Genomic DNA, 24947 nt, shown 5'->3' with positions numbered 1-24947 from the left:
GCATCTTGTTTTTGTGTTTGCGAAAGCTCGGCCGTCGCCGCACCTTTTTCCCAGACCGGAAGACCGGCGTTCCGCGCGCCCGACCGCGCGACCAAACAGGGAGATTTCCGATGACGAAGGTGCAGAGACTGAAACTGGCCGGAACCAGCCTTATGGCGCTGGCCATCGGCGCCTTGCCGGCAGCGGCGCAGATGACCGCGCTGGGGCAGGGCGAAGGCGCGCTGTCGATCGTGGCATGGGCCGGCTATGTCGAGCGCGGCGAGACCGATCCGAAATTCGACTGGGTGACCAAGTTCGAGGCCAGCACCGGCTGCAAGGTCACCATCAAGACCGCCAATACCAGCGACGAGATGGTCGCCCTGATGAACGAAGGGGGCTTCGATCTGGTCACGGCCTCGGGCGATGCCTCGCTGCGGCTGATCGCCGGCGGCAAGGTGCAGGAGATCAACAAGGATCTGGTCCCGTCCTGGTCCACCATCGACCCGCGCCTTCAGGATGCGCCCTGGCATACCGTGGGCGGCAAGCATTACGGCGTGCCCTATATGTGGGGGCCGAATGTGCTGATGTATAACACCGAGGTCTTCAAGGAGGCGCCGACCTCGTGGAACGTGGTGTTCGAAAAGATGGACCTGCCGGATGGCAAGTCGAACGAGGGCCGCGTGCAGGCCTATGACGGCCCGATCCATATCGCCGATGCCGCGCAGTTCCTGATGGCGCACAAGCCGGAACTGGGCATCACCTCGCCCTATGAGCTGAACGAGGATCAATACAAGGCCGCGCTCGATCTGCTGCGCGTCCAGCGCACGCTGGTCGGCCGCTACTGGCACGACGCCTTCATCCAGATCGACGATTTCAAGAACGAGGGCGTGGTCGCCTCGGGCTCCTGGCCCTTCCAGGTCAATCTGCTCAAGGCCGATGGCGTGCCGGTTGCCAGCACCATCCCGCAAGAGGGCGCGACGGGCTGGGCCGATACGACCATGCTGCATGCCGACAGCCAGCACCCGAACTGCGCCTATATGTGGTTCGACCATCAGCTGTCGTCGAACCTGCAATCCGACCTTTCGGTCTGGTTCGGCGCGGTGCCTTCGGTGCCGGCGGCCTGCACCGACGGGCGCGGGATGCAGACGCAGGAAGGCTGCGATGCCAACGGGTTGAAGGATTTTGACAGGATCCGCTTCTGGCAGACCCCGGTCGCCAATTGTGCCCAGGGCGAAGGTGCCTGCGTGCCCTATTACCGCTGGGTCAGCGACTATATCGGCGTGATCGGCGGGCGCTGAGCCGCCACGCGCCCGGGGCCATGATCGGTCACCGTCCCGGGCGCGCCCTTCCCCACCCCCTCCCTCCAACCGCGTGCGGCCGCCTGTTCCGCGCGCGCCGCCATCGGATTGCCCTCTCATGACTCCTGCGGTCGAATTTCAAAGCGTCGCGCGCCATTTCGGCACCGTCCGCGCCGTGGATGGCGTGGATCTGACCATCGCCGAAGGCGCATTCTTTGCCATGCTCGGCCCGTCGGGATCGGGCAAGACCACCTGCCTGCGGCTGATCTCGGGCTTTGAAAAGCCGACCTCCGGCGCGATCCGCATCTTTGGTCAGGATGTCAGCGACGTGCCGCCGAACCGGCGCAACGTGAACACGGTCTTTCAGGATTACGCGCTGTTCCCGCATATGACCGTGCGCGACAACGTGGCCTATGGGCTGATGGTCAAGGGCATCGACCGCCGCAGCCGGCTGGACCGCGCCGAGGAGATGCTGGACCTGGTCAAGCTGCCCGGCTTTGGCGACCGCAAGCCCGCGCAGCTTTCCGGTGGCCAGCGGCAGCGCGTCGCGCTGGCCCGGGCGCTGGTGAACGAACCCAAGGTGCTGCTGCTGGACGAGCCGCTGGGCGCGCTGGACCTCAAGCTGCGCGAGGCGATGCAGGATGAGCTGAAGGCCCTGCAACAGCGGCTGGGCATCACCTTTGTCTTCGTGACGCATGACCAGCACGAGGCGTTGTCGATGGCCGACAGTCTGGCGGTATTCCATGACGGGCGCATCGCGCAGATCGGCACGCCGCAAGATGTCTATGCCCGGCCGCAAAGCCGGTTCGTGGCTGATTTCGTCGGATCGTCCAATGTGCTGGCGCCCGAGGTGACGGCGGCGCTGGGCGGCCCTGCCCGCTGGTCCAGCCTGCGCCCCGAGGCGCTGCGCCTGACGGATCAGGGGCAGGGGCGCGGCATCGTCACCGCGATCCGCTATCTGGGCGCGGGGTCGCGCGTCACGGTGCAGGTGGCCGGGGCCGAAATCGCGGTGCTGGTGCCGGCAGGCCAGCCGCTGCCCGATCCGGGCGCCGAGACGGGCTTTGCCTTCGCCCCCGCCGATCTGCATGTGATGGAGGGCTGATCATGCAGACCACCCCCGCCATCTTGCCTGAACGCGGGCCCGCCGACCGGCTGACCGCGCTGTTCTGGCGCCATCCGCGTCTGTTGCTGCTGATCTTGCTGACCCCGCCGCTGATCTGGCTGGGGCTGGTCTATCTGGGGTCGCTGGCGGCGCTGCTGGTGCAGAGCTTTTATTCCATCGACGAATTTTCCGGCGTGGTGAAAGAGGAATTCACCCTCAAGACCTATGCAGAGCTGTTCCGCGCGCAGAACCTCGACATCATCCTGCGCACCGTGGCCATGGCGGCGGCGGTGACGCTGGCCTGCGCGCTGATCGCCTTTCCCATCGCCTATTTCGCCGCGCGTTTTGCCCGGGGGCGGATGAAGGCGCTGTTCTATCTGGGGGTGATGCTGCCGCTCTGGTCATCCTATCTGGTCAAGGTCTATGCGTGGAAGCTGATCCTTGCGAAAGAGGGCATCGTGACCTGGGCCGCCGACGGGCTGGGCCTGTCGATGATCCTGAACGGGGTGCTGGCCATTCCGGGGCTGGGGGGCAATTCGCTCTCCACCTCGCCCCTGGGCACCTTCATCGTGTTCGTCTATATCTGGCTGCCCTACATGATCCTGCCGATGCAGGCCGCGCTGGAACGGGTGCCGCTGTCGATGCTGGAGGCCAGCGCCGATCTGGGGGCCAGCCGGGGCCAGACCCTGCGCACGGTCATCCTGCCGCTGGCGCTGCCCGGCATCGTCGCGGGGTCGATCTTCACCTTTTCGCTGACGCTGGGCGATTACATCATCCCGCAAATCATCGGCACCTCGGCGCGGTTCATCGGGCTGGCGGTCTATCAGTTGCAGGGCACGGCCGGGAACATCCCGCTGGCGGCGGCCTTTGCGGTGGTGCCGATCCTGATCATGCTGGCCTATCTGGCGATTGCAAAACGGATGGGGGCGTTCGATGCACTCTGACCGCGCATCCTTTGGCCTGCGGCTGGCGGCAATCGGGGGGCTTTTGTTCCTGCATCTGCCGATCCTGCTGATCTTCCTCTATGCCTTCACCACCGAGGAGAAAAGCTATCAGTTCCCGCCGCCGGGCCTGACGCTGAAATGGTTTGGCGTGGCCTGGCACCGCGCCGATATCTGGCCGCCGCTCTGGCTTTCGGTGCAGGTGGCGGCGGTGGCGACGCTGGTCGCGATGATCCTGGGCACGCTGGTCGCCGCCGCCATGGCGCAAAGCCGGTTCTTCGGGCGCGAACAGATCAGCCTGCTGATCCTGCTGCCGATTGCCCTGCCCGGGGTCATCACCGGCATGGCGCTGCGGTCGGCCTTTTCGGTGATGGACATCCCCTATTCGGTCTGGACCATCATCCTGGGCCACGCGACCTTCTGCATCGTGATCGTCTACAACAACGCCGTCGCGCGGTTTCGCCGCCTGTCGGGCGGGGTGCTGGAGGCCAGCGCCGATCTGGGCGCCAACGGGTTCCAGACCTTTCGCCATGTGCTGCTGCCCAATCTGGGCTCGGCCCTGCTGGCCGGCGGCATGCTGGCCTTCGCGCTGTCCTTTGACGAGGTGATCGTGACCACCTTCACCGCCGGCCAGCAATCCACCCTGCCGATCTGGATGTTGCAGGAACTGGTCCGCCCGCGTCAGCGGCCCGTGACCAATGTGGTGGCCATCGTGGTCTTCGCCGCCACCTTCCTGCCCATCCTGACCGCCTATTACCTGACCCGCAACGGCAGCGACATCGCCGGTTCGGGCAAATGAGGGAGAGAGAGATGACCCAGATCGACACCGCGCTGCTGATCGGCGCGCGCTTCGAGCCCGGCACCGAGGCGCCCGAGCCGATCCTGAACCCCCGCACCGGCGCGCTGATCCTGAACGTGCCCGAGGCCTCGACCGCGCAGGTGGATGCGGCGGTCGTCGCCGCCCGCCGCGCCTTTGACGGCTGGAGCCGCACCACCCCCGGCGAACGCGCGGCGGCGCTGTTGCGCATCGCCGACCGGATCGAGGCCGAGGCCACCGCCTTTGCCGCGCTGGAGGCGCTGAACTGCGGCAAGCCGATCAACGCCGCCACCAATGACGAGATCCCCGCCATCGTCGATTGCTTCCGCTTTTTCGCGGGCGCGGTGCGCACCCAGCATGGGCAGGCGGCGGGTGAATATCTGGCCGGCCATACCAGCATGATCCGCCGCGATGCCATTGGCGTGGTGGCCAGTATCGCACCCTGGAATTACCCGCTGATGATGATGGCCTGGAAACTGGCCCCGGCGATCGGCGGCGGCAATGCGGTGGTGTTCAAGCCCAGCGAACAGACGCCGCTGACCGCGCTGAAACTGGCGCGCATCCTGGCCGAGGAACTGCCCGAAGGCGTGGTGAACGTCATCACCGGGCGCGGGCAGACCGTGGGCAATTACCTCATCAACCATCCCGGTGTGGATATGATCAGCCTGACCGGCGATGTGGCGACCGGGCGCAAGATGCTGGACGCCGCCGCCCGAACGGTGAAGCGCACCCATCTGGAACTGGGCGGCAAGGCGCCGGTCGTGGTGTTCGACGATGCCGATATCGCCGAGGTGGTCGAGGGGCTGCGCGCCTTTGGCTATTACAATGCCGGGCAGGATTGCACCGCCGCCTGCCGGATCTATGCCGGCAAGAAGGTCTATGACCGTCTGGTCGCCGATCTGACCGCCGCTGTCGGCTCGATTCAGCTGGGCAATGACGACGACGCCACCAACGAGATCGGCCCCCTGATCAGCCTGCGCCAGCGCGACCGTGTCGCCAGTTTCGTGAACCGCGCGCGCGAGTTGAGCCATGTCGAGGTGACGACCGGCGGTGCGGCGATGGATCAGGGCTTTTACTACCGCCCCACCGTCATCGCCGGCGCGCGGCAGGAAGACGAGATCGTCCGGCGCGAGGTTTTCGGCCCCGTCGTGTCCATCACGCCGTTTTCGGATGTGGATCAGGCGGTGAGCTGGGCCAATGACAGCGATTATGGCCTGGCCAGCAGCGTCTGGACCCGCGATGTCGGCCGCGCCATGTCCACGGCGGCGCGGCTGCGTTACGGCTGCACCTGGGTCAACACGCATTTCATGCTGGTCAATGAAATGCCGCATGGTGGGCTGAAACAGTCCGGCTATGGCAAGGACATGTCCTCTTACGCGCTGGAAGATTATACCGTGGTGCGGCATGTGATGATCAAGCACGGCTGACCCTTTTGCCCTGCCTGGCCCCGCCTGGAACGCCCGCGGCGCCCGGCGAAAATCTCCTTGATTTTCGTCGGGGGGCCAGACAATCAATGGGTGCAAAGATCAACCTGTGGGGACAGTGGGCTGACATTCTTCGCGGCGTGATACCTGTCATGCCGCGCTGTCGGTTCGTGCAAGCGTATGACAATTTTTCGCGTCGATGTATCTCTGGTCGCGGCCCATCATATCGGCGCGCATATCTGGCCGCCCGATGGCAAGGATCCCGGTGACGAGGACGCGGAACTGTTCTCTTTCTCGCCCAGCCTGAACGGCCCCCGTGCGCTGAACGATGCCGAGGTGTCGCTGTTGCAGCGCAGCCGGATCGAGCTGATGCAAACCCCCGCGCGCCCGCTGCACAGCGCCGGCATCCACAAGAACCTGATGATCGTCAGCACCGAATTCGCCGCCCTGGCCGAGGTGATGGCGCCGGGCCGGCACCAATTCGTGCCGCTGTCGGATGTCTGGTTTCAAAAGGCCAGGGAACCCTCGCCCGGGCGCTATCTGGCCGCACTGATCATGGATTACGCGCCGACGGTCGATCTGGAAAAGTCGCGGATCATGCGCACCTACCTGCCGCATCTGGACAAGACCTCGATCCGGCTTTCCGCGACCTATCCCTTGCAAAGGGTCGTCCACGCCGCCACCGCCACCGGGCGGAGCCTCTGGGCCGATGAGGTGACCGGAACGATCTTCTGCACCGACGATTTCAAACACCGCGCCGAAGCCCTGGGGGGAACACTGGGCCTCGATTTCGGGCTTTGCACCGAAATCTGAGCGGCACATCCCGTCAGTCTAGAGTTTGAGAGGGCCATTATGGCGGATACGCAGGCGCATCACATCCTTCCGACACAACTTTTCAATGAATTCGCGTTCCTTCGTGAAATGCAGACGCGAGGGCTGTGGTATCAGAACAGTCGTGATTTCAACCTGATTGGCCTGCCCAATACATCGAATGTGCTCGGCCTCAATGTCCATTCCGGTCCACATGGGGCTTATACCGATTGGTATCGCGACAGCATTCTTTCGGGAATGCAGGAAGAACTGGAAGGACTGACCGGCGCCGCGCGGACAGCGAAACTTGCCGAATTCGCGCGCGAACTGATCGGCGTCAACAACTACCTGAAGTCCCAGTTCCTCGACTATCGCAGTGAGATTTCGCTGCACAAGTTTGACGGCGACGGGTCGGGGTTCTTCATGAACACCACAATGGCGACCATCGAGAACAAGCTGGAATACCAGCTCGGGGTTGCCGGTATCGCCATTCCGGTCTGGGTGGACAGCAAAAGCCCCATCTACTCCGGCGCGTTCTCGGCCGTGACCAGCATGGACCCGGCAGTCAGGGCGCAGGAGCTTCAGGCCTATGTGCGTGCGCTGGACGCCGAATATGACAAGCTTTCGCTGGAGGCGCGGCAAAAGCTGGTTTCCGGCAACATCTACGCTCGTGAGGCGGCAGGTGTCCTGTTGCACGAAATGGCCTATGGTGACGCGAAATACACGCCAGGCTTCGTCTCCAACTTCCTGAACGGCACCGGACCAAAGGTGCTGACATTCGGCGCGGGTGCCGGTGCATTCAGCCTGTTCAGCCCGGATATGGCCCAAGCCGCCGTTCATGTGATCGGGGGCATGGACAAAGGTTCTGCCCTTGTCGATGGCCTGTCGCTGACCCTGCTGGGCTATGCCTTCGTGGAGAGCGGCGTGCTGAGCGATCTGGATGTGTCCAGCATGATCCGCCTGCTGGGCAATTCGAATATCGCAAGCGTGATCGGCGACAAGATCGACAATATCGCCCTCGATATCGGGAAAGAGGTTCTGATCAGCAGCATTGCCACCATGCTGGGCGTCGGGCTGCTGTGGAAGGGCTATGAGATTTATCAGAGCATCGACGGGCTCAAGGCCGCGCTGGCCGTGGCGGCGCAATATGGCGACAGTGCGCTGATCAAGCAGCTGAATGACATGGTGATCGGGGTCGAAGCCACGCTGGACAGCTGGTTTGATCCCGCCCATGGCGGCAATCGCAACTATGTGCCCGAATATGAACAGTTCGCCGATCTGCTGACGCAGAGCTTCTCGGGTCTGTCCACGACGGCGGGCAATGATCCGTTGTGGACCATTGGGTCGATGCTGCGCGATTACATTCTGGAGAAACACCCCGAACTGGTCCCAAATCCTTTTGGGCTGCCGGCCACCAATCTTGAAATTCTGCTTGAACTGCTAGCCGCGGGCGCCAGCAAGGACGGCAAGACCCTGCAACAGGCCTTTGAGGCGGCGATGGTCGAGGGCGGCTTTTATGCCGACAATCCGGCTTTGTTCGCCATGATGCCGCCCAGCTACTGTTTTGCCGCCGGCACCCTGATCGACATGGCGGATGGCAGTCACAAGCCGGTGGAGCGGATCGTGGCGGGGGACATGGTGTTGTCCTTCGATGCGCAGGGCGCCTTGGTGCCGGGGCGGGTGGCGCGGGTCTTTGCCAAACGCGCGACGCAACTGCTCGATTTTCATGGCACCAGGGTCACCCCCGGCCATGTCTATCTTTGTGGCGAGGGGCGGTTTGCCGGGCAATATGTGGCGCTGATCGACATCCTGCGCAGCGACGGGGCGGTGGTGGCGCGCGACGGCGGCCTGATCCGTGCCGCGACCGGCGCGCCGGTCGGGTCCGAGGGGGACGTGGCGCTGATCTGGGTGGCGCTTGGCACGCTGGATGCCGCAGGTGGGCTGCTGGTGCGCGATGCGCGGCAGATGCGTGCGGCCACGCGGGTCTGTCTGCCCGACGGGCGCGACCTGTCGCTGGCCGACATGCTGGTGGCCGCGGGCGCGACCCTGACCGAGGCGGGGCTGGTGCGCATGCCCGACGGGCAGGAACGGATGTTCCACTGGACCCTGTCGGACCAGCTGCCCCGCCCCGAGGATTACGTTCTGGCCCGCAGCGGCACCGACCTTGCCGCCATCTTTGACGCGGCGGAATGGGAGGATGCGCCGCCGCGTCTGACGGCACCGGGCCATCCGGCGGGCCGGAGGCTGTCATGACCGACGCCCCGCCGCCCCATGCCGCCCCGCTGACCCCGGGGTCGGAGGAATTCCTGCGCAGCCTGGGCCAAATCACCTGGCTCATGGGTCTGTCGGACAGCCATCGCGACCTGCCCATCCACGAGATCGAGGCCCGCATCCAGGTGCCGCTGATGCTGCGTCAGGTGCGCATCTATACCGAAGGCCCGCGCCCCATCGCGGCGCTGACCTGGGCGGGCGTGTCGGAAAGCATCCGCCAGGCGCTGCAATTCCCGCAATTCCGCATGCGCATGCAGGATTGGCGATCGGGGCCCGACATCATCGTGGTCGATTGCATATCCCCCTTTGCCCCGCGCGAGAAATTCGAGGCGCTGTTTCAGGAGCAGTTGCACGAGTCCGGGTTCACCCCTGCCAAAGCAGAGGATCGTTGATCATGTCCCATCCGTTTGCCAGCCACCGCCTTGCCGCCTTTGACCCGATGCAGGCGCTTGCCCTTGGCGCCCTCCCGACAGAATCCGCCGCGCCGCGCCCGCTGGCGGGTGACATGCTGCCGGGGATCGCCGGTCATCTGGTGTTCAATTTCGAGGTGGAGGAGACCCACACCTATATCGCCGACGGGTTCCGGGTGCATAACACCTCGATCCTCGGCATGCTCAGCCCCGAGGAGATGCAGGCCCTGGCCATGGGCGGGCTGGAAAACCTGAAGGATCTGCAAAACTCGATCGCCGGGCCGGATTACATCACGCTCGACATGCCAGACGGATCGGGCAAGACCGCCTACAAGATGGTCACGGTGGGCGGCCAGCTGGTGCTGGAGATCTATCACACCTATCTGGATGAAAACGGCAACCTGATGCAGGCGCAGTTCCTGCGCGATGCCGACAACAACATCATTCCTGAATCGGTCAAGCTGATCTCGCTGACCGGCGCCAAGTTCGGCGAGGATGCGGGCAGCCTGCTGACCCCCTTCCTGACCTCGGCCCTGCTGGGCGACGATACCAACCCGTTCCAGCGGATCGCGGCCAATTCGATCATTGGCACCTTCCTGGAAAACCTGTTCGAGGCGACGGGCGGCTATATCCATGACCAGATCGCCTCGGGCGGTCGTCAGGATGATATCCTGGACAATATCATCAACCTGACCTTCCGCGACATCGTCACCGATCTGGGCGCCAATGTCGTCGATTACACCCGACAGGAGCTGACCAACTGGATCATGCTGGAGGTCTTCGGCCAGTTCGCCGATGACAGCTATGGCGGCGAGGTGTTCAACTCGCTGGCAAGCCAGGGCGTCAGCTATCTGGTCGGCGCGGGCATGTATGAAATCGCGAGCGACCTTCTGGGCCTCGACGACGCGATCCTGAGCAAGCTTGGCCTTTCGGAATTTGACACGGATTACCTGTTCGGCAGTCTGGATGGCACGCAAGAGGCGATGACCGCCGGCCTGTTCTCGTTCTCGGGCATTGCGTCGCTGACGCTGAAGATCGGCTTCCAGCGGCTTTTGCCGGAAATCGAGACGATCGAAGGGCAGATCGCCTCGGGGCTGACCTCGCTCGCGCTCAATACCTTTGCGAATTTCCTCGACAAGTTCACGGTGGCATTCACCAGCGGCATCCAGATGGGCGGCGGGCTGATGGGGATCATCGGGTCGTTCAATCCGGTGATCATGATCGTCTCGACGCTGGTCGGCAAACTGTTCGACGCGCTGTTCGAGAAACATCCCGAAGCCTATACCAACGTGATCTTCAACGACACGACCGGCCGGTTTGAACTGGGCACCAGCTGGAGCGACGATGGCGGCAACAAGGAAATCGGCAAGCAGATGGCCGAATCCTATGTGAAGTTCATGAACGGTCTGCTGGATCAGGCACAGTCGAACGAGAACAACGCCGCCGAAGTGGCCGATACGCTGCGGCTGGTCTTTGGCCATTACGAGGATGTCATCCGCAATGGTGCCGCGCGCAGCTTCGACACGATGCAGGAGGCGCTGCAATCGCGAATCATCGACACGATCCAGGAGCTTGAATTCATCGACGGCGACCTGAAGACCATCGAGTCGATGGACGAGATCATCGAGGACGCCAATCTTGTGAACGATATCCACAAGTTCGGCGCCTATTCCTACTGGAAGAAATTCCTCGGCATCAAGATTTCCAAGAAGACCGTCTATACCGAGATCAACGGCGATGCCGCCGACGGGATGGACAATGCCGGTCTGGTGGAAGTGGTCGAAAACTGGGATATCGCCGAGGGCGGCAATATTCTGGCCAGTATCGTGGCGCGGGCCAACACGATCTATTCCGACCTGAAGATGGCCAGCATCACCGATGTCGTGGGCCTTCAGCGCATCGTGGAACGGATCGTCGGCAGCGACTGGGCCACGCGGATGCTGATCGGATCCAACCACACGACGGGTGGCAGCGACGGCGACGGCTGGACCTATTTCCTGCCCGACAAGGCCAAGGCGGTCGATGTGCTGGGCGATGTGCTGTATCTGCGCGCGCTGGCCGTCACCCTGATGAATGACGATTACAGCTTTGCCACCCGCGAAGAGATGATCGTCGCGCTGAAGGATTCGCGCCTGACGATCAAGACCGATGCGGAACTGTATTCGACGCTGGTCTATAACATGCAGATCGCGGCCGAATACCAGGAATATCTGGAAAACAAATCGGCCTATGATGCCGCCATCGCCGCGGCCGGACCGGACAGCGCCTTTGCGCGCGGCTGGGCGCTGACCTTCATGGAGGCAGAGCGGCTGGGCCTGACCGACGGCTATACCGCCTCGGGCGGGGCGGCGGACAACAATTACCTTGCCTCGGCCGGCAATGACCTGATCCGCGGCGGCGGCGGCAATGACACGATCCGGGGATATGCCGGCGAAGACACGCTGCATGGCGATGCCGACAATGACCTGCTGTATGGCGGCGACGGCGCGGATATTCTCTATGGCGGCACCGGCAATGACACGCTCAATGGCGGCAGCGGCGACGACACGCTGATCGGCGGCGCGGGCAATGACCTCTTTGTGCTGCGCGGCGCCATGGGCGACCGCACGATCCGCGAAACCGCGGGCGAGGGCACGGATACGCTGCGGCTGGCCGAGGGGATCGACTATCGCGACCTGACCATCGCCAGCGTCGCGGCCGGCACGCTGCGGATTTCCTGGCGGGGGGGCAGCGTCACCTATACTTCGATCGAGGCGGTGGAATATATGGAGGGCGACGTGGCCCGGCGCATCCGCGTCGGCAATGGCACCGCCGCCAATGACCTGCTGCTGACCGGCAATGGCGCCGAAACGCTGCTGGCCGATGCCGGTGACGATATCGTCATCAGCGGCGGCGGCGCCGACAGCGTGGATGGCGGGCTGGGCGATGACACGCTGCTGGGTGGCGGCGGGGCCGATACGCTGATCGGCGGCGACGGCATCGACACCGCGGATTATGCCCGCTCCGCCACCGGGGTTCAGGTCGATCTGCGCGATCCTGCGACCGCTGGCTGGCTGGGCAATCTGCAAGGCGAGGCTCAGGGCGATGTGCTGATCGGCATCGAGAATCTGCGCGGTTCCGCCCATGATGACAACCTTTTGGGCAATGGCGGCGCCAATCTGCTGGATGGCGATGCGGGCGACGATTCGCTTTCCGGCGGCGGCGGCGGCGATCGCCTGCTGGGGGGCGAGGGCAACGACACCCTGCTGGGCCAGGACGGCAATGACCGCCTGATCGGCGGCGACGGGGCCGACAGTCTGGTCGGCGGCAATCAGCGCGATACGGCCAGCTATGAACTGGCGCTGGCCGGCGTGCTGGCCGATCTGCAAAGCCCCGGCGGCAATAGCGGCGAGGCGGCGGGCGACCGCTACAGCCAGGTCGAGGATCTGTATGGATCGGCCTTCAACGACAACCTGCGCGGCGATGCCGCGGCCAATATCGTCTCCGGCTGGACTGGCCGCGATGTGATCTATGGCCGCGACGATGATGACACGCTCTATGGCAATCAGGACAATGACACGCTCTATGGCGGCCTGGGCGCCGATCTGCTGTTTGGCGGCGACGGGATCGACACCGCCGCCTATGCCACCTCTGCCAGCGGGGTAACGGTCGATTTGCGCGGCCCCGATTTCGACGGCTGGTGGAGCTTGCGTGGCGGCGACGCGACCGGCGATGTGCTGAACGGGATCGAGAACCTGGCGGGGTCCGGCTTTGCCGATGCGCTGGTCGGTGACGATGCTGACAACCTGATTTCCGGCGGTGCGGGCGATGACGGGCTGCATGGCTGGAACGGCAATGACACGCTTTATGGCGGCGTCGGCGATGACCGGGTGAACGGCAATAGCGGCAACGATATCCTGTTCGGCGGCGAAGGCGCCGATGCGCTGAATGGCGGGGGCGGCACCGACCGTGCGCAATACAGCGACGCAACGGCCGGGCTGCGGGTCGATCTGGGCGATGCCACGACGAATAGCGGCATCGCGGCGGGCGACAGCTTCGTCAATATCCAGAACCTGCATGGGTCGAACTTTGACGATACGCTGCTGGGCGATGCGGCGGGCAACGTGGTCTGGGGGGCGCGCGGCGCCGATCTGGTGCTGGGTCAGGCCGGCAATGACACGCTTTATGGCGGGGCCGAGGATGATACCCTGCGCGGCGGCCTGGGGGCCGATACGCTCAATGGTGAAGACGGGCTGGACACCGCCGATTATGCCGGTGCCGCAACCGGGGTCATCGCGTCGCTCGAAACCGGCAATCCCGGCGCGACGGGCGAGGCGGCGGGCGATGTCTACGTCAATATCGAAAACCTTTCGGGCAGCGCCCTGGGCGACCGGCTGACCGGCAACTCCCTGAGCAACGCGCTCTGGGGGCAAGAGGCAAGCGACCTGCTGGAAAGCGGTCTGGGCGGCGCCGACAGCCTGTATGGCGGGCTGGGCGATGACACGCTTTATGCCCGGCAGCGCAGCGGCGGCATCAATGCCTGGGACGGGTCGGAGGACGAACTCTATGGCGGCGCCGGCAACGATTACCTCTATGGCTACGATTTCGGCGCGCGGCTGATCGGCGGCGCCGGGCGCGACTATCTCTATGGGCAAAGCAACACGCTCCTGTCGCTTGGCTTTGGCAGCGAGACGCTGGCGCAATCGCTGGCGGATGCGCGCAGCAGCAATGCCTATGCCAGCTACCGCACCGCCACGACCGGCGTGACCGCCGATCTGTCGGGCACGGTGGCAGGCACCGGCGATGCGGCGCAGGATGTCTATAGCTGGATCCTCAATCTCGAAGGGTCGCAGCTTGCCGACCGCTTGCTGGGCAATGACTATGGCAATGTGCTGACCGGCGGCGGCGGCAATGACAGCCTGTCGGGCGGGGCGGGCAATGATATCCTGATCGGCGGCGCCGGCAGCGACACGCTGGATGGCGGCACCGGCACCGACACGGTGGATTATTCCGCCGAGACGACCCGGGCGCAGGTCGATCTGCGCGGCCCCGCGACCGCGGGCTGGTGGGAAAACAAATATGCCGCGGCGGGCGATGTGCTGCTGCGCATTACCAACCTGATCGGCACCGATCTGGACGATGTCTTTGTCGGCGATGATCTGGGCAACCGGCTGACCGGCGGGGCCGGGCGCGACAGCCTGCATGGCTGGAATGGCAATGACACGCTCTATGGTGGCAGCGGCGCCGATTTCCTGAGCGGCAATACCGGCGTCGATCTGCTGGAGGGCGGCACCGGATCGGATATCTATGTCGTCGATAATACCGGCGACCGGGTGGTGGAGCAGGAGGGCCAGGGTGATGACAGCATCCGCGCCGCCGTCAGCTATACGCTGGCCGCCCATGTGGAGCAGCTGCAACTGACCGGCACCGGCAATGTGAATGGCACCGGCAATGCCGGGGCGAACCGCATCACCGGCAATGACGCGGCCAATATCCTGAACGGGATGGCTGGCGCCGACACCCTGCTGGGCATGGGCGGCAACGATACCTTTCGCGATGCGGCGGGGGCCGATCTCTATGATGGCGGGGCGGGCTATGACCAGGTCGATTACGCCGCGGCGACCGAAGGGCTGCGCATCGACATGGCCACCGCATCGGAAAGCCGCGGCATCGCGCGGGGCGATGTCTTTACCGATATCGAGGCGCTGCTGGCGACCGGCTATGCCGATACGCTGTTCGGCTCATCGGGCAATGACGACATTCTGGGGCGCAACGGCAATGACCTGATTCAGGGCCGCGCCGGCGATGACGGGCTTTCGGGCGAGGCGGGCGACGACACGCTGTTTGGCGGGCTGGGGGCCGATACGCTGGATGGCGGGGCGGGTATCGACCGCGCCGATTACCACCATTCGACCCTGGGCGTGCAGGTCGATCTGCGCGGCGCGACCGGCTGGGGCAACAAGGGGGGCGATGCCGAAGGCGATGTGCTGATCGGAATCGAACATCTGCACGGCTCGCAAAAGAACGACACGCTGGTCGGCGATACGCTGGCCAATGTGCTGGTGGGCGATGCCGGCAATGACAGCCTGCATGGCTGGGATGGCAATGACACGCTTTATGGCGGGGCGGGCGACGATTTCCTGAACGGCAACAGCGGCGCCGACAGTCTGGTCGGCGGCGTCGGCAATGATGTCTATGTGCTGGACAGCAGCAGCGACCGCGTGGTCGAGGCCGCGAATGAAGGGATCGACCGCGTGCAGGTCGGCTTCAACTACACGCTGGGCGCCGAGGTGGAGAACCTCTTGCTGACCGGCACCGGCAATATCACCGGCACCGGCAATGCGGCCGACAACATCCTGACCGGCAATGACGGCAACAACACGCTGTCGGGTGGCGCCGGCGATGACACGCTGCAAGGCGATGACGGCAACGACGCGCTGATGGATTTCGAGGGCAGCAACCGCTTTGAGGGCGGCAATGGCGCCGATACCATCTGGGCCTATGGCGGCACCGGGCATCAGATCTATGGCGGCGCGGGCGCTGACCTGATCTGGGTCTCTGCCGCCGGGCAGGTGATCGATGGCGGCGCGGGTTTCGATACGGTCAACCTCTATGAATTCTCGTTCGGTGTGCAGGCGGGCATGGTGGTCGATCTGGAAAATGCCGCGCTCAATACCGGCATCGCGGCGGGAACCACCTTTGCCGGGGTCGAGGCGCTGGTCTCCGGCTATGCCGCCGACACGCTGCGTGGCGACGCGGCAGACAACAACCTGTTCAGCGACGGCGGCGACGACCTGCTTTATGGCCGCGACGGCGATGACACGCTGAGCGGCGGCGAGGGCAATGACATCCTGATCGGCGGCCTTGGGGCCGACAGTCTGGATGGCGGCAATGGCACGGACCGGGCGACCTATTCCGGCACCGGGGCCGTGGTGGCCGACCTTCAGAATGCCGCCGCCAATACCGGCGCGGCGGCGGGCGACACCTATACCAGCATCGAGAACCTGCAAGGCAGCGAAGGCAATGATGCCCTGCGCGGCAATGCCGGGGCCAATACGATCTGGGGCGGTTTGGGCAATGACAGCCTGATGGGCCGGGGCGGTAACGATGTGCTGGTCGGGCAGGGCGGGGCCGATCGCTTCATCTTTGCCAAGAATGAGGGGGCGGACATCATCACCGACTTTGCCGATAACGAGGATCTGCTGGATCTGCGCGGTTTCGGGGTGACGACCTTTGCGCAGATCTCGGCCTATGCCAGCCAGTCAGGGGCGGATGTCGTGTTCAATTTCGGCACCGGCGGTATGCTCACGCTGCGCAACATCACGCTTGCGGCGCTGGCCGATGACATGGTGTTGACGGCCTGATCTGGCAAAGGGGCGACGGCGATGTGGAGGCGGATCATGGCGGGGGGCGCGCTGGCGGGGCTGCTGGCGCTGCCGCTGCATGCGGACGACCTGGTGCATTACAAGGGCCTCATCCCCGCGGCCAAAGTCTTTGCCGCCTGTGCCGAGGCGGGGGCGGCGGGCTGTGCCTATCCGCTTTTCGTGGTGGCGCATGAACCGGCGGCGGACCGGCCGGGGCTTGATCTGATCACCCCCGATCTTACGGTTTTGCCCCGGGCGCTGGCCAGCCGGGCGCAAACCATCGCGGCCGAAGCGGGGACGCGCTGTTCCCTGCCCAGGCTGACCGCCGAACTGCGCGCGGCGGCAGGGGCGGCGCGCACGTTGCCGGCGGGGCGCGGCCTTGTTACCGGCGCTGCGGCCCCGGTCGCGCCCTGCCTGCTGCGCAGCTCGCCGCTCGTGCCGCAAGAGGATGTGCTGTTCCTGATCTGGCAGACCGGCCCGCAGGGGGGCCGGGTGCAGGGCTGGTTGACCTGCACCCGGATGGGCGGCGTGGCGCGTTCCTGCGAGCTGAACCTGACCCCGGCCCCGCCTGACTGCCCGGTGGAGCTGAGCGTGACCGGCCTTGCCGCCATCGCCGCGCCAGAGCTGCTGGCGCATCTGGGCGAGGTCGTCGCGCGCCTGGCCGAGCGCGCCACGAGCACCGGCAGTTGCTTCGCCGCGCATCTGTATCGCGACGGCGGCGAGATCGACGCGACCGCGCGGGCGCAACTTTACCTTCTGGCGGGGGACGGCAATGGCTGACATCATCCGGGTCGAATATCTGAACCGCGCGCAAGAGCTGCATAACCAGGGCCGCATCGCCGATGCCTATCGGGTGCTGGCGGATGCGGGCGATGTCTATGCGGCGAATGCCTGGCTCATCACCAATGACGACCATACCGGCATCTTCGATTTTCTGGTGCCGAACCTGTGGGATTACGGCGCCCCCGGCGCGCGCGAGACGATGTTCATGCAGGTGGCCGCAGTCCATCAGCAGAATTACCTGAACTATATCCTCGACGGCGCCTTTACCGCCCCCGGCGGCCTGACCTTTTATGAGCTTCCCGACACCTATGAGATCGAGACCTCCTATTACAACGCGCTGACCAAAAACGGCCTGCCGCCGGAACTGGCAATCGACCTGCTGATCAATACCGGCTTTGCCGGCTATGTGGATTGGGCGGCCCTCTTGCAGATCGAACCCTCGCGCCAGTCGGCCGAACGGCTGACGCTGGACGATCTGGGCGCGACCGGCGCCTTGGGGGTGCTGTTCAAGGCGCAGGTGCTTGGCCTGCTGGATTCGGGTGGCCTGACCCCCGAACAGGCGATCGAGGCGATGGCGCGGATGGGGCCCGGCAGCCCCCTGTTGCATCTGGTGATCCAGGCGCTGCGCGAGACCGAGAACAATTGCTTCACCGCCGACACCCTTATCGAGATGTGGCCGCGATCCGACGGTCGCCGCTGGCACAAGCCGATCGAGGCGATCCGCCCGCGCGATCTGGTCTGTTCCTATGATGCGCAGGGGCGGCTGGTGCCGGGGCGGGTCACGCGGGTCTTTCGCAAGCTGGCGCCGCATCTGCTGGATTTCTGGGGCACCGGGGTCACGCCGGGCCACCTGTTCCTGTGTGGCGACGGGCCCATGGCGGGGAGGCATCTGCCGCTGATCGACATTCTGCGCCGCGATGGCGTGGTGGTCACGCAAGGCGGGCGCCGGCTGCGGGCCGCCACCGGGGCCGAGGTCGGCACCCTGCCTGACCGGCGGGTGCGCGTCGTCGCCGGCCCGCTGGTGGGTGATCGCGTGCAGGTCAGCGCGACCGGGATGTTGCGGCTTGGCACGCGGTTTCGCGATGCGGCCGGCGCCGATGTCTCGTTGCTGGAGGGGTTGGTGGCCGCGCTAGGCCCCATTCCCGCCGATGGGCGTCTGCCGGATGGCCGTCTTCTGGCGGATCTGGTGCTGCATTGGCCCGGGGGGCATCGCCTGCCCGCGCCCGAAGACTATCTTCTGTCCTGCGCCGGGCTGACGCTGGCCGATATCGCCGACCAGCCCGAAGATCAGGCACCCGCGCTGTGGTTCGGCGGGGCGCTGCGCCCGGTCTGAGCGCGGGGGTCAGTCGATCGGGCGGATCATCTTGCGGTCAAAGTGGCGCAGCACCGCCGCCAGATCGTGCCCGCGCCGCAAGACCTGCCCGCCCTCGCCCAGCACGGCATAAAGCCCCTGCCGGTGACGCAGTTTCGGACGTTTCTCGATGCGGAACAGCGGCACCTCGGCCGTGCGGCGAAAGATCGAAAAGACCGCGACATCCTTCAGCGCCGCAATCCCGTAATCGCGCCATTCGCCGGCTGCGACCATGCGCCCATAGACCGACAGGATGGCGCCCAACTCGTGCCGGTCAAAGCTGACCACCTCAACCTCGCGCGGGGTAAAGGGGATGGGCTGCGGCGGGACAGGCGGCATCATCGTCATGTCATGATGCTGACACCAACAGGGGTTCAAATCAACACTTCTGCGCCGCCATGAAACTGCCGCGAAAATACCCCCGGATCGCAGGTCGCCAGCGCAATTTCGCCACGCCGCCCGGCCATAACAGGGGTGTAGCAAGTGCAACAAAGCCCGGTGGCGCGGACGATTGCCCCCACCCAGCCTGTGCTGCCGGGTTCTTGCTTTCAGGTAGCCCTCGCCTGTCAGGCGGGGGCTTTTCCTGTTTCAAGCAGCCGGAAAGCCGGGCGCCAGACGCATCTCCGCGGCGTGCAGGCCGCGGCAATTGATCTGCGCCGCCGCCGTATAGCGCCGCGCCGCCGTCTCGGACAGCACGCCCACATGATGCAGCAGCGCCGCGATTGCGGCCTCTGACGCGCGGGAATTGCCATCCTCGATCTTCAGCGCGATGCCCAGCCGCTTTTCCGGCACGATCGCCACGAAGACCGCCTCTGCCCCGGTCTTGATCGCGACGCGGCCGCCCATCTCGCGCATCAGGATGGTGCAGGCGCGGCCCTCGCCCGCCACCATTTCCGGGAATGCCGCCATGGCGCGGGTCAGCCGATGGGCGGCACGGTCGCGCGCCGAGCCATCGGCGGGGGCCGCGGCGAAATAGGCCATGGCACGCCCGAGGCCCGCCACGGTGCAGGCAAAGTTCGGCGCCGAACAGCCGTCGATCCCGAAACCGGGCGAGGGCGCGCCGGTCGTCGCCTCGAATGCCTCGCGGATGGCGCGTTGCAGCGGGTGGTCGGGTTCCACATATTCCGGCCCCGCCTTGGCATGGCGCGTCCAGGTCAGCATGCCGGCATGTTTGCCCGAACAGTTGTTGTGAAACTGGCAGGGGCTGTCATCGGTCTTGATCAGGCGATTGCGTTCCGTCCGGTCATAGGGTTCATGCGCGCCGCAGCGCAGATCGGTCTCGGCCAGACCCAGCGTTTCCAGCCAGTCGCGCACCGCCGTCACATGCAGCGCCGCGCCCTGATGGCTCGCGCAAGACAGCGCCAGTTGCGCCTCGGTCAGGCCGGCGGCATCGGCGGCGCCGCTTTCCACCAGCGGCAGGGCTTGCAGCATCTTGCAGGACGACCGGGGAAAGATCACCCGGTCGGGGTTGCCCCAGGCCTCCACGATCTCGCCGGCGGCATCACAGATCACCGCATGCCCAAGATGTGTGCTTTCCAGCATTCCACCGCGCCACAACCCGGCCATCGGCACCGCATTCACCATGTCATTCCCCATAACAGTTGCGCGATTCCCTGCCTATCAGCCTTTCGCGCCTTGCCATTTTGCTGATATGCAGGGATATCGGGTTGAAATTCGCGCCGCCACCGAAAAGCCGCGTCCAAGCGGGGCCGGGGCGGCCAGAGGCACATTCGGCTGGAGGCTGAGGCATGAAATCGTTGATCGCTCGCACCCTTGGCGGCGCCGCGCTGGCGGTGACCGCGGCGACCGGCGCCCTGGCGCAACAGGAATCGACCAATCAGGTGGCGGTGATGACCGACTGGTCGGTCTTTACCGAACCCAAGGAAGGCACGCCCAAGGAATGCTGGGGTGTTTCCAGCCCGAAGGAGACGGTGAACAGCAAGGATGGCAAGCCCGTCTCGGTGCGCCGTGGCGATATCCTGCTGTTCGTCACCTATCGTGCCGGCGGCGGTGGCCGTGGCGAGGTGAGCTTTACCGGCGGCTATCCCTTTGCGCCCGGCTCCACCGTCAATGTGAATGTCGATGGCACCGCGTTCGAACTGTTCACCGATGGTGAATTTGCCTGGACCGCCAATGCCGATCAGGACAATGCGATCATGACCGCGCTCAAGCGTGGCTCGACCGCCGTGCTGACCGCCCGTTCGGGCAAGGGCACCCAGACGCAAGACACGTTTTCGCTGCGCGGCTTCACCGCCGCGATGGAAGACGCCTCCAAGCGCTGCAAGTAACCTGCACGCCCAGATCACCTGATGCCGCGCCGCCATTTGGCAAGCGCGGCATTTTCATGTATGACGCGCCTTCATCCGAAGGAATCTGCCATGACCGCCCCGAATCTGACGCCGCCGCAGGCGCCGATCACGCAAGACGTGCTGACCATCCCGCGCAAGCTGCCGGAGGGGGGCAAGGCCAATCTCGTCGGCCTGACGCGCGACCAGTTGCGCGATGCCCTGATCGCCGCCGGCACGCCCGAGCGGCAGGCCAAGATGCGCGTAGGCCAGATCTGGCAATGGATCTACCATTGGGGCGTGCGCGATTTCGCCGCCATGACCAATCTGGCCAAGGAATACCGCGCCCTGCTGGCCGAGCATTTCGTGATCGAGGTGCCCGAGGTGGTCACCCGTCAGGTCTCGGCCGATGGCACGCGCAAATATCTGCTGCGCATCGCCGGCGGGCACGAGGTCGAGGCGGTCTATATCCCCGAGGAAACGCGCGGCACGCTCTGCATCAGTTCGCAGGTCGGCTGCACGCTGACCTGTTCCTTCTGCCATACCGGCACGCAAAAGCTGGTGCGCAACCTGACGGCGGCGGAAATCGTCGGTCAGGTCATGGTGGCGCGCGACGATCTGGGCGAATGGCCGGTGCCCGGCGCGCCCAAGGATGAAACCCGTCTGGTCAGCAATGTCGTGCTGATGGGCATGGGCGAGCCGCTCTACAATTTCGACAATGTCCGCGACGCGATGAAGGTCGTGATGGATGGCGAAGGCATCAGCCTGTCGCGCCGCCGCATCACCCTTTCCACCAGCGGCATCGTGCCCGAAATCGCCAAGACGGCCGAGGAAATCGGCTGCCTCCTGGCCATCAGCTTTCACGCCACCACCGACGAGGTGCGCGACCGTCTGGTGCCGGTGAACAAGAAATGGAACATCGCGACCCTGCTCGACACGCTGCGCGACTATCCGCGCCTGTCGAACAGCGAGCGCATCACCTTTGAATATGTGATGCTCAAGGACGTGAATGACAGCGATGCCGACGCCAAACGTCTGGTCAAGCTGATCGCGGGCATCCCGGCCAAGATCAACCTCATCCCCTTCAACGAATGGCCCGGCGCACCTTATCAGCGGTCGGATTGGGACCGGATCGAGGCTTTTGCCGATATCGTCTACAAGGCCGGTTACGCCAGCCCGATCCGCACCCCGCGCGGCGAGGATATCATGGCGGCCTGCGGGCAGCTGAAATCGGCCACCGAACGCGCGCGCAAGTCGCGTGCCGAAATCGCGGCAGAGGCGGGGCTGTAAGCCCCGCTGGTCGGCTCAGCTTTTCAGGGCGGCAACCGCCCGGTCATATTCTGCCCTGGTCAGGATGCCGTCGTCATCCAGGTCGAACAGCCGGGGCATCGCCTCCTGACCGCGCAGATGACCTTGATCGCGCTGCATGGCCTCGACCGCCTGCTTGATCTCTGTCGTATCCAGCACGCCATTGCCATCGGCATCGCCCAGCACAAAGGCCGCCGCACTACCCCCGTTGCCGCGTCCGTGCTGTGTCAGGGTGGCCTTCAGCTCGTCCCGGGTGATCTGCCAATCGCCGTCCAGATCGCTGCGCAAGATCTCGGCGACCATCTGCGCGCGGTTCGATGCGATCCGCATCTGTCCTGCAAGCCGGTAATGCATCGGCAATGCCCCGTCGCGCAGAAACGCCCGCTCGACCGTCATCTCCAGCTTCTGTTCCACCGGCTGGGTGCTGCGATTGCCGCGCAGGGCTTCCATAACTCTGCCAAGCTCCGGGTCAGCCGCGGCGCGGCTTTCCAGCAGCGCCAGATCCGCCGCCACATCCTGCGCAAGCGCGGGCATCGCGCAAGCCAGCACGCCGCCGATGGCGGCGATGAATTTCAATGCGGGCATATATTTCTCCATCACAATCTGGGGCTGTATGTTGCGCGGTCATTCGGGCGCAAATGTGGCATGGATCAAAACGGGAACATGACGCTTGCCAGACGCAACCCGCCTGTTAGCATGTCGCCATGTCCACGCTTCCACACCTTTCCAATGCCGATGCCCGCGCGCTGTTTCTCGATCGACACGCGCTGGCCGAACCCCCTGCCGGCCCCTGCAAGGGCGGCGATCTGGCCGCGCTGATCGACCGCATCGGTTTCGTGCAGGTCGATAGCATCAACACGGTTGCCCGCGCGCATCAGATGATCCTGTGGTCGCGCCGCCAGGCCTACAAACCCGCGGCGCTTGACCGCCTGCATGCGCAGCGCGCGGTCTGGGAACACTGGACGCATGACGCCTCGATCCTGCCGATGCACCTGTTTCCGCATTGGCGCCACCGCTTTGCCCGCGACCGCGCCCGACTGGTCGCCCGCTGGACGGGCTGGCAGCGGGACGGTTTTCACGAAAAATTCGACGAGGTGCTGCGCCGCGTGGCCGATCATGGGCCCGTCACCTCGGCCGATGTCGGCGAGGGCGAGGCCCGCGGCGCCGGTGGCTGGTGGGACTGGCATCCCTCGAAGGCGGCGCTGGAATATCTCTGGCGGGTGGGCGATCTGTCGATCACGCGGCGCGACGGCTTTCGCAAGGTCTATGACCTGACCGAACGGGTGATCCCCGCCGCCGAACGCGGTGCCGAACCCTCGGCCGCCGACAGCACCGAGGCGCTCTGCGCCGCCGCGCTCGACCGGCTCGGTTTCGCCACCCCGGGCGAGATCGCGGCCTATTGGGGCGCCGTGACCCCTGATGAGGCACGCGACTGGGCGCAATCGGCCCTGCGCGCGGGCCGGGTGCAGGAGGTCATCATTGCCGGCGCCGACGGCGCCCCGCGCCGCCACCTGATCCACCCCGAAACACTGGCCGCCCCCACGCCCGAGCCCGCCACAAGACTGCGCATCCTGTCGCCCTTCGACCCCGCCCTGCGGGACCGCAAACGCGCCGAACGCCTGTTCGGCTTCCATTACCGGATCGAGGTCTTCGTGCCTGAACCACAGCGCAAATACGGCTATTACGTCTTTCCGGTGATGGAGGGCGCGCGCCTTGTCGGCCGCATCGACGCCAAGGCCTTTCGCGACGAAGACTGCCTGCGCATCCGCGCCTTCTGGCACGAACGCGGCCTGCGCGCCTCCCGCAACCGCCTCGCACGGCTGGAGGCCGAGCTGGCCCGCCTCGCCCGCTTTGCCGGCGTCTCAAGACTTGATTTCAGCCCGGACTGGCAGCGCGACCCGCTCTGACCTGCTTTCATCTGTTCAAAAATATCCTGCGGGGAGGTCCGGAGGGGTGCAAAACCCCTCCGGGCGCGCCAGGCAGGGCAACGGTCTGAAATTCAGGGGCAGGGCGTCACAAAGGAGTCGATTGCCGCCACCGCCTCCTCGGCGGTCTCGACATACTGGAACAGGTCCAGATCCTCGGGGCTGATCGTGCCGGCCTCGGCCAGCGTTTCCCAGTTCAGCACCTTTTCCCAGAAGGCCCGCCCGAACAACAGGAACGGCACCCGCTTCATCCGCCGCGTCTGGATCAGGGTCAACGATTCAAACATTTCGTCCAGCGTGCCGAACCCGCCGGGAAAGATGCAGATCGCCTTGGCCCGCATCAGGAAATGCATCTTGCGGATCGCGAAATAGTGGAAGTTGAACGACAGATCCGGCGTGACATAGGCATTGGGCGCCTGTTCATGCGGCAAGACGATGTTCAGCCCGATCGACTGCCCGCCCGCCTCATGCGCGCCCAGGTTCCCGGCCTCCATCACGCCGGGGCCGCCGCCCGTCACGATCACATCGTCGCGGCCATAGCTTTCCAGGCTGCGCACCGTCATCATCGCGGCAAATCGCCGGGCCTCGTCATAGTATTTCGACAGTTCCGCCAGCATCGGCGTGCGGGCCGTGCCGGCGTCTTCGGGGCGCGGGATGCGGGCGCCGCCGAACAGCACGATCGTTGACCGAATGCCGCGCTCATCGAGAATCATCTGCGGCTTCAACAGCTCCAGTTGAAGCCGCACCGGGCGCAATTCCTCGCGCATCAGGAAATCGGTATCGGTAAAGGCCAGCCGATAGGCCGGCGCGCGGGTCTGCGGCGTGTCGGGAATGCGATGGGTCGCCGCCACGTCCTGCACACTGTCGCGGAACGGGTGGCTGCGGGTGTCATCGGTCATG

The 24947-nt window shown here is 65.1% G+C and carries 18 protein-coding genes; 14 read left to right on the top strand and 4 right to left on the bottom strand.

Translation table 11 applies throughout. The annotated features are described in order from the left end of the window. The first annotated feature begins 110 nt into the window (after window positions 1–110). The 11 genes from FOA17_RS10910 (at window position 111) to FOA17_RS10860 (ending at window position 18511) form a co-directional block, all read left to right on the top strand. The gene (locus tag FOA17_RS10910; protein WP_149141526.1) at window positions 111–1277 is read left to right on the top strand and encodes an ABC transporter substrate-binding protein; all 1167 of its coding nucleotides are present in this window, start codon (window positions 111–113) and stop codon (window positions 1275–1277) included. A 118-nt stretch (window positions 1278–1395) separates the two neighbouring features. Further along, window positions 1396–2379 (top strand): ABC transporter ATP-binding protein, encoded by a 984-nt coding sequence (locus tag FOA17_RS10905; RefSeq protein ID WP_149141525.1) that lies wholly within the window; start codon window positions 1396–1398, stop codon window positions 2377–2379. Window positions 2380–2381: 2 nt separating this feature from the next. Continuing rightward, window positions 2382–3323 (top strand): ABC transporter permease, encoded by a 942-nt coding sequence (locus FOA17_RS10900; RefSeq protein WP_149141524.1) that lies wholly within the window; start codon window positions 2382–2384, stop codon window positions 3321–3323. Continuing rightward, window positions 3313–4119 carry an ABC transporter permease gene (locus FOA17_RS10895; RefSeq protein ID WP_149141523.1) on the top strand — a complete coding sequence of 269 codons (807 nt, stop codon included), beginning with the start codon at window positions 3313–3315 and terminating at the stop codon, window positions 4117–4119. The genes FOA17_RS10900 and FOA17_RS10895 overlap by 11 nt, the downstream gene beginning before the upstream one ends. A gap of 20 nt (window positions 4120–4139) precedes the next feature. After that, a complete protein-coding gene (locus tag FOA17_RS10890; protein WP_149141987.1) occupies window positions 4140–5564 on the top strand; it encodes a gamma-aminobutyraldehyde dehydrogenase in 1425 nt (474 codons plus the stop codon). 177 nt (window positions 5565–5741) lie between these two features. Beyond that, complete coding sequence (locus tag FOA17_RS10885; protein WP_149141522.1) at window positions 5742–6374, top strand: hypothetical protein; 633 nt, start codon at window positions 5742–5744, stop codon at window positions 6372–6374. A gap of 39 nt (window positions 6375–6413) precedes the next feature. Continuing rightward, entirely contained in the window at window positions 6414–8624 is a 2211-nt protein-coding gene (locus FOA17_RS10880; protein WP_149141521.1) for an AHH domain-containing protein, read from the top strand. Then, a complete protein-coding gene (locus FOA17_RS10875; protein ID WP_162528233.1) occupies window positions 8621–9034 on the top strand; it encodes a toxin-activating lysine-acyltransferase in 414 nt (137 codons plus the stop codon). Before FOA17_RS10880 ends, FOA17_RS10875 begins: the two co-directional genes overlap by 4 nt. 2 nt (window positions 9035–9036) lie before the next feature. Beyond that, entirely contained in the window at window positions 9037–16395 is a 7359-nt protein-coding gene (locus tag FOA17_RS20305) for a hypothetical protein (RefSeq protein WP_149141519.1), read from the top strand. Window positions 16396–16416: 21 nt separating this feature from the next. After that, a complete protein-coding gene (locus FOA17_RS10865; RefSeq protein ID WP_149141518.1) occupies window positions 16417–17175 on the top strand; it encodes a hypothetical protein in 759 nt (252 codons plus the stop codon). Continuing rightward, a complete protein-coding gene (locus tag FOA17_RS10860) occupies window positions 17168–18511 on the top strand; it encodes a Hint domain-containing protein (RefSeq protein ID WP_149141517.1) in 1344 nt (447 codons plus the stop codon). The genes FOA17_RS10865 and FOA17_RS10860 overlap by 8 nt, the downstream gene beginning before the upstream one ends. A 9-nt stretch (window positions 18512–18520) precedes the next feature. Here the strand turns inward: FOA17_RS10860 and FOA17_RS10855 are convergent, their stop codons facing one another. Together FOA17_RS10855 and FOA17_RS10850 are read right to left on the bottom strand one after the other, a co-directional pair. Further along, window positions 18521–18877: a DUF2794 domain-containing protein gene (locus FOA17_RS10855; RefSeq protein WP_149141516.1), complete on the bottom strand. Its 357-nt coding sequence runs from the start codon at window positions 18875–18877 to the stop codon at window positions 18521–18523. A gap of 240 nt (window positions 18878–19117) precedes the next feature. Further along, window positions 19118–20113, bottom strand: coding sequence for an asparaginase (locus tag FOA17_RS10850; RefSeq protein ID WP_149141515.1), 996 nt, complete (start codon window positions 20111–20113; stop codon window positions 19118–19120). Between the two features lie 164 nt (window positions 20114–20277). On the opposite strand from FOA17_RS10850, the gene FOA17_RS10845 reads away from it, so the two are divergent. Both FOA17_RS10845 and rlmN read left to right on the top strand, forming a co-directional pair. Beyond that, window positions 20278–20817, top strand: a complete 540-nt coding sequence (locus FOA17_RS10845; protein WP_149141514.1) for an invasion associated locus B family protein — start codon at window positions 20278–20280, stop codon at window positions 20815–20817. Between the two features lie 90 nt (window positions 20818–20907). Further along, window positions 20908–22104 (top strand): dual-specificity RNA methyltransferase RlmN, encoded by a 1197-nt coding sequence (gene rlmN / locus FOA17_RS10840; protein WP_149141513.1) that lies wholly within the window; start codon window positions 20908–20910, stop codon window positions 22102–22104. Between the two features lie 15 nt (window positions 22105–22119). Here the strand turns inward: rlmN and FOA17_RS10835 are convergent, their stop codons facing one another. Continuing rightward, window positions 22120–22707, bottom strand: coding sequence for an EF-hand domain-containing protein (locus FOA17_RS10835; RefSeq protein WP_149141512.1), 588 nt, complete (start codon window positions 22705–22707; stop codon window positions 22120–22122). A gap of 119 nt (window positions 22708–22826) precedes the next feature. Here FOA17_RS10835 and FOA17_RS10830 point away from each other — a divergent pair, with 119 nt between their 5' ends. After that, entirely contained in the window at window positions 22827–24029 is a 1203-nt protein-coding gene (locus FOA17_RS10830; RefSeq protein ID WP_149141511.1) for a winged helix-turn-helix domain-containing protein, read from the top strand. A gap of 92 nt (window positions 24030–24121) precedes the next feature. On the opposite strand, the gene FOA17_RS10825 is transcribed toward FOA17_RS10830, so the two are convergent. Continuing rightward, window positions 24122–24946 carry an LOG family protein gene (locus FOA17_RS10825; protein WP_149141510.1) on the bottom strand — a complete coding sequence of 275 codons (825 nt, stop codon included), beginning with the start codon at window positions 24944–24946 and terminating at the stop codon, window positions 24122–24124. Window position 24947 lies beyond the last annotated feature (1 nt).

Source organism: Gemmobacter caeruleus, assembly GCF_008271655.1.
Taxonomy (GTDB): domain Bacteria; phylum Pseudomonadota; class Alphaproteobacteria; order Rhodobacterales; family Rhodobacteraceae; genus Gemmobacter; species Gemmobacter caeruleus.
Note: the sequence above shows the minus strand (reverse complement) of the source record. Positions and strands in the feature narration are given on the sequence as shown.

What these genes read in the sequence shown, in the direction of transcription:
- FOA17_RS10910 (WP_149141526.1), top strand. Translation starts at nt 111, where the DNA reads ATGACGAAGGTGCAGAGACTGAAACTGGCCGGAACCAGCCTTATGGCG.
- FOA17_RS10905 (WP_149141525.1), top strand. Translation starts at nt 1,396, where the DNA reads ATGACTCCTGCGGTCGAATTTCAAAGCGTCGCGCGCCATTTCGGCACC.
- FOA17_RS10900 (WP_149141524.1), top strand. Translation starts at nt 2,382, where the DNA reads ATGCAGACCACCCCCGCCATCTTGCCTGAACGCGGGCCCGCCGACCGG.
- FOA17_RS10895 (WP_149141523.1), top strand. Translation starts at nt 3,313, where the DNA reads ATGCACTCTGACCGCGCATCCTTTGGCCTGCGGCTGGCGGCAATCGGG.
- FOA17_RS10885 (WP_149141522.1), top strand. Translation starts at nt 5,742, where the DNA reads ATGACAATTTTTCGCGTCGATGTATCTCTGGTCGCGGCCCATCATATC.
- FOA17_RS10880 (WP_149141521.1), top strand. Translation starts at nt 6,414, where the DNA reads ATGGCGGATACGCAGGCGCATCACATCCTTCCGACACAACTTTTCAAT.
- FOA17_RS10875 (WP_162528233.1), top strand. Translation starts at nt 8,621, where the DNA reads ATGACCGACGCCCCGCCGCCCCATGCCGCCCCGCTGACCCCGGGGTCG.
- FOA17_RS20305 (WP_149141519.1), top strand. Translation starts at nt 9,037, where the DNA reads ATGTCCCATCCGTTTGCCAGCCACCGCCTTGCCGCCTTTGACCCGATG.
- FOA17_RS10865 (WP_149141518.1), top strand. Translation starts at nt 16,417, where the DNA reads ATGTGGAGGCGGATCATGGCGGGGGGCGCGCTGGCGGGGCTGCTGGCG.
- FOA17_RS10860 (WP_149141517.1), top strand. Translation starts at nt 17,168, where the DNA reads ATGGCTGACATCATCCGGGTCGAATATCTGAACCGCGCGCAAGAGCTG.
- FOA17_RS10855 (WP_149141516.1), bottom strand. Translation starts at nt 18,877, where the DNA reads ATGACGATGATGCCGCCTGTCCCGCCGCAGCCCATCCCCTTTACCCCG.
- FOA17_RS10850 (WP_149141515.1), bottom strand. Translation starts at nt 20,113, where the DNA reads ATGGTGAATGCGGTGCCGATGGCCGGGTTGTGGCGCGGTGGAATGCTG.
- FOA17_RS10845 (WP_149141514.1), top strand. Translation starts at nt 20,278, where the DNA reads ATGAAATCGTTGATCGCTCGCACCCTTGGCGGCGCCGCGCTGGCGGTG.
- rlmN (WP_149141513.1), top strand. Translation starts at nt 20,908, where the DNA reads ATGACCGCCCCGAATCTGACGCCGCCGCAGGCGCCGATCACGCAAGAC.
- FOA17_RS10835 (WP_149141512.1), bottom strand. Translation starts at nt 22,707, where the DNA reads ATGCCCGCATTGAAATTCATCGCCGCCATCGGCGGCGTGCTGGCTTGC.
- FOA17_RS10830 (WP_149141511.1), top strand. Translation starts at nt 22,827, where the DNA reads ATGTCCACGCTTCCACACCTTTCCAATGCCGATGCCCGCGCGCTGTTT.
- FOA17_RS10825 (WP_149141510.1), bottom strand. Translation starts at nt 24,946, where the DNA reads ATGACCGATGACACCCGCAGCCACCCGTTCCGCGACAGTGTGCAGGAC.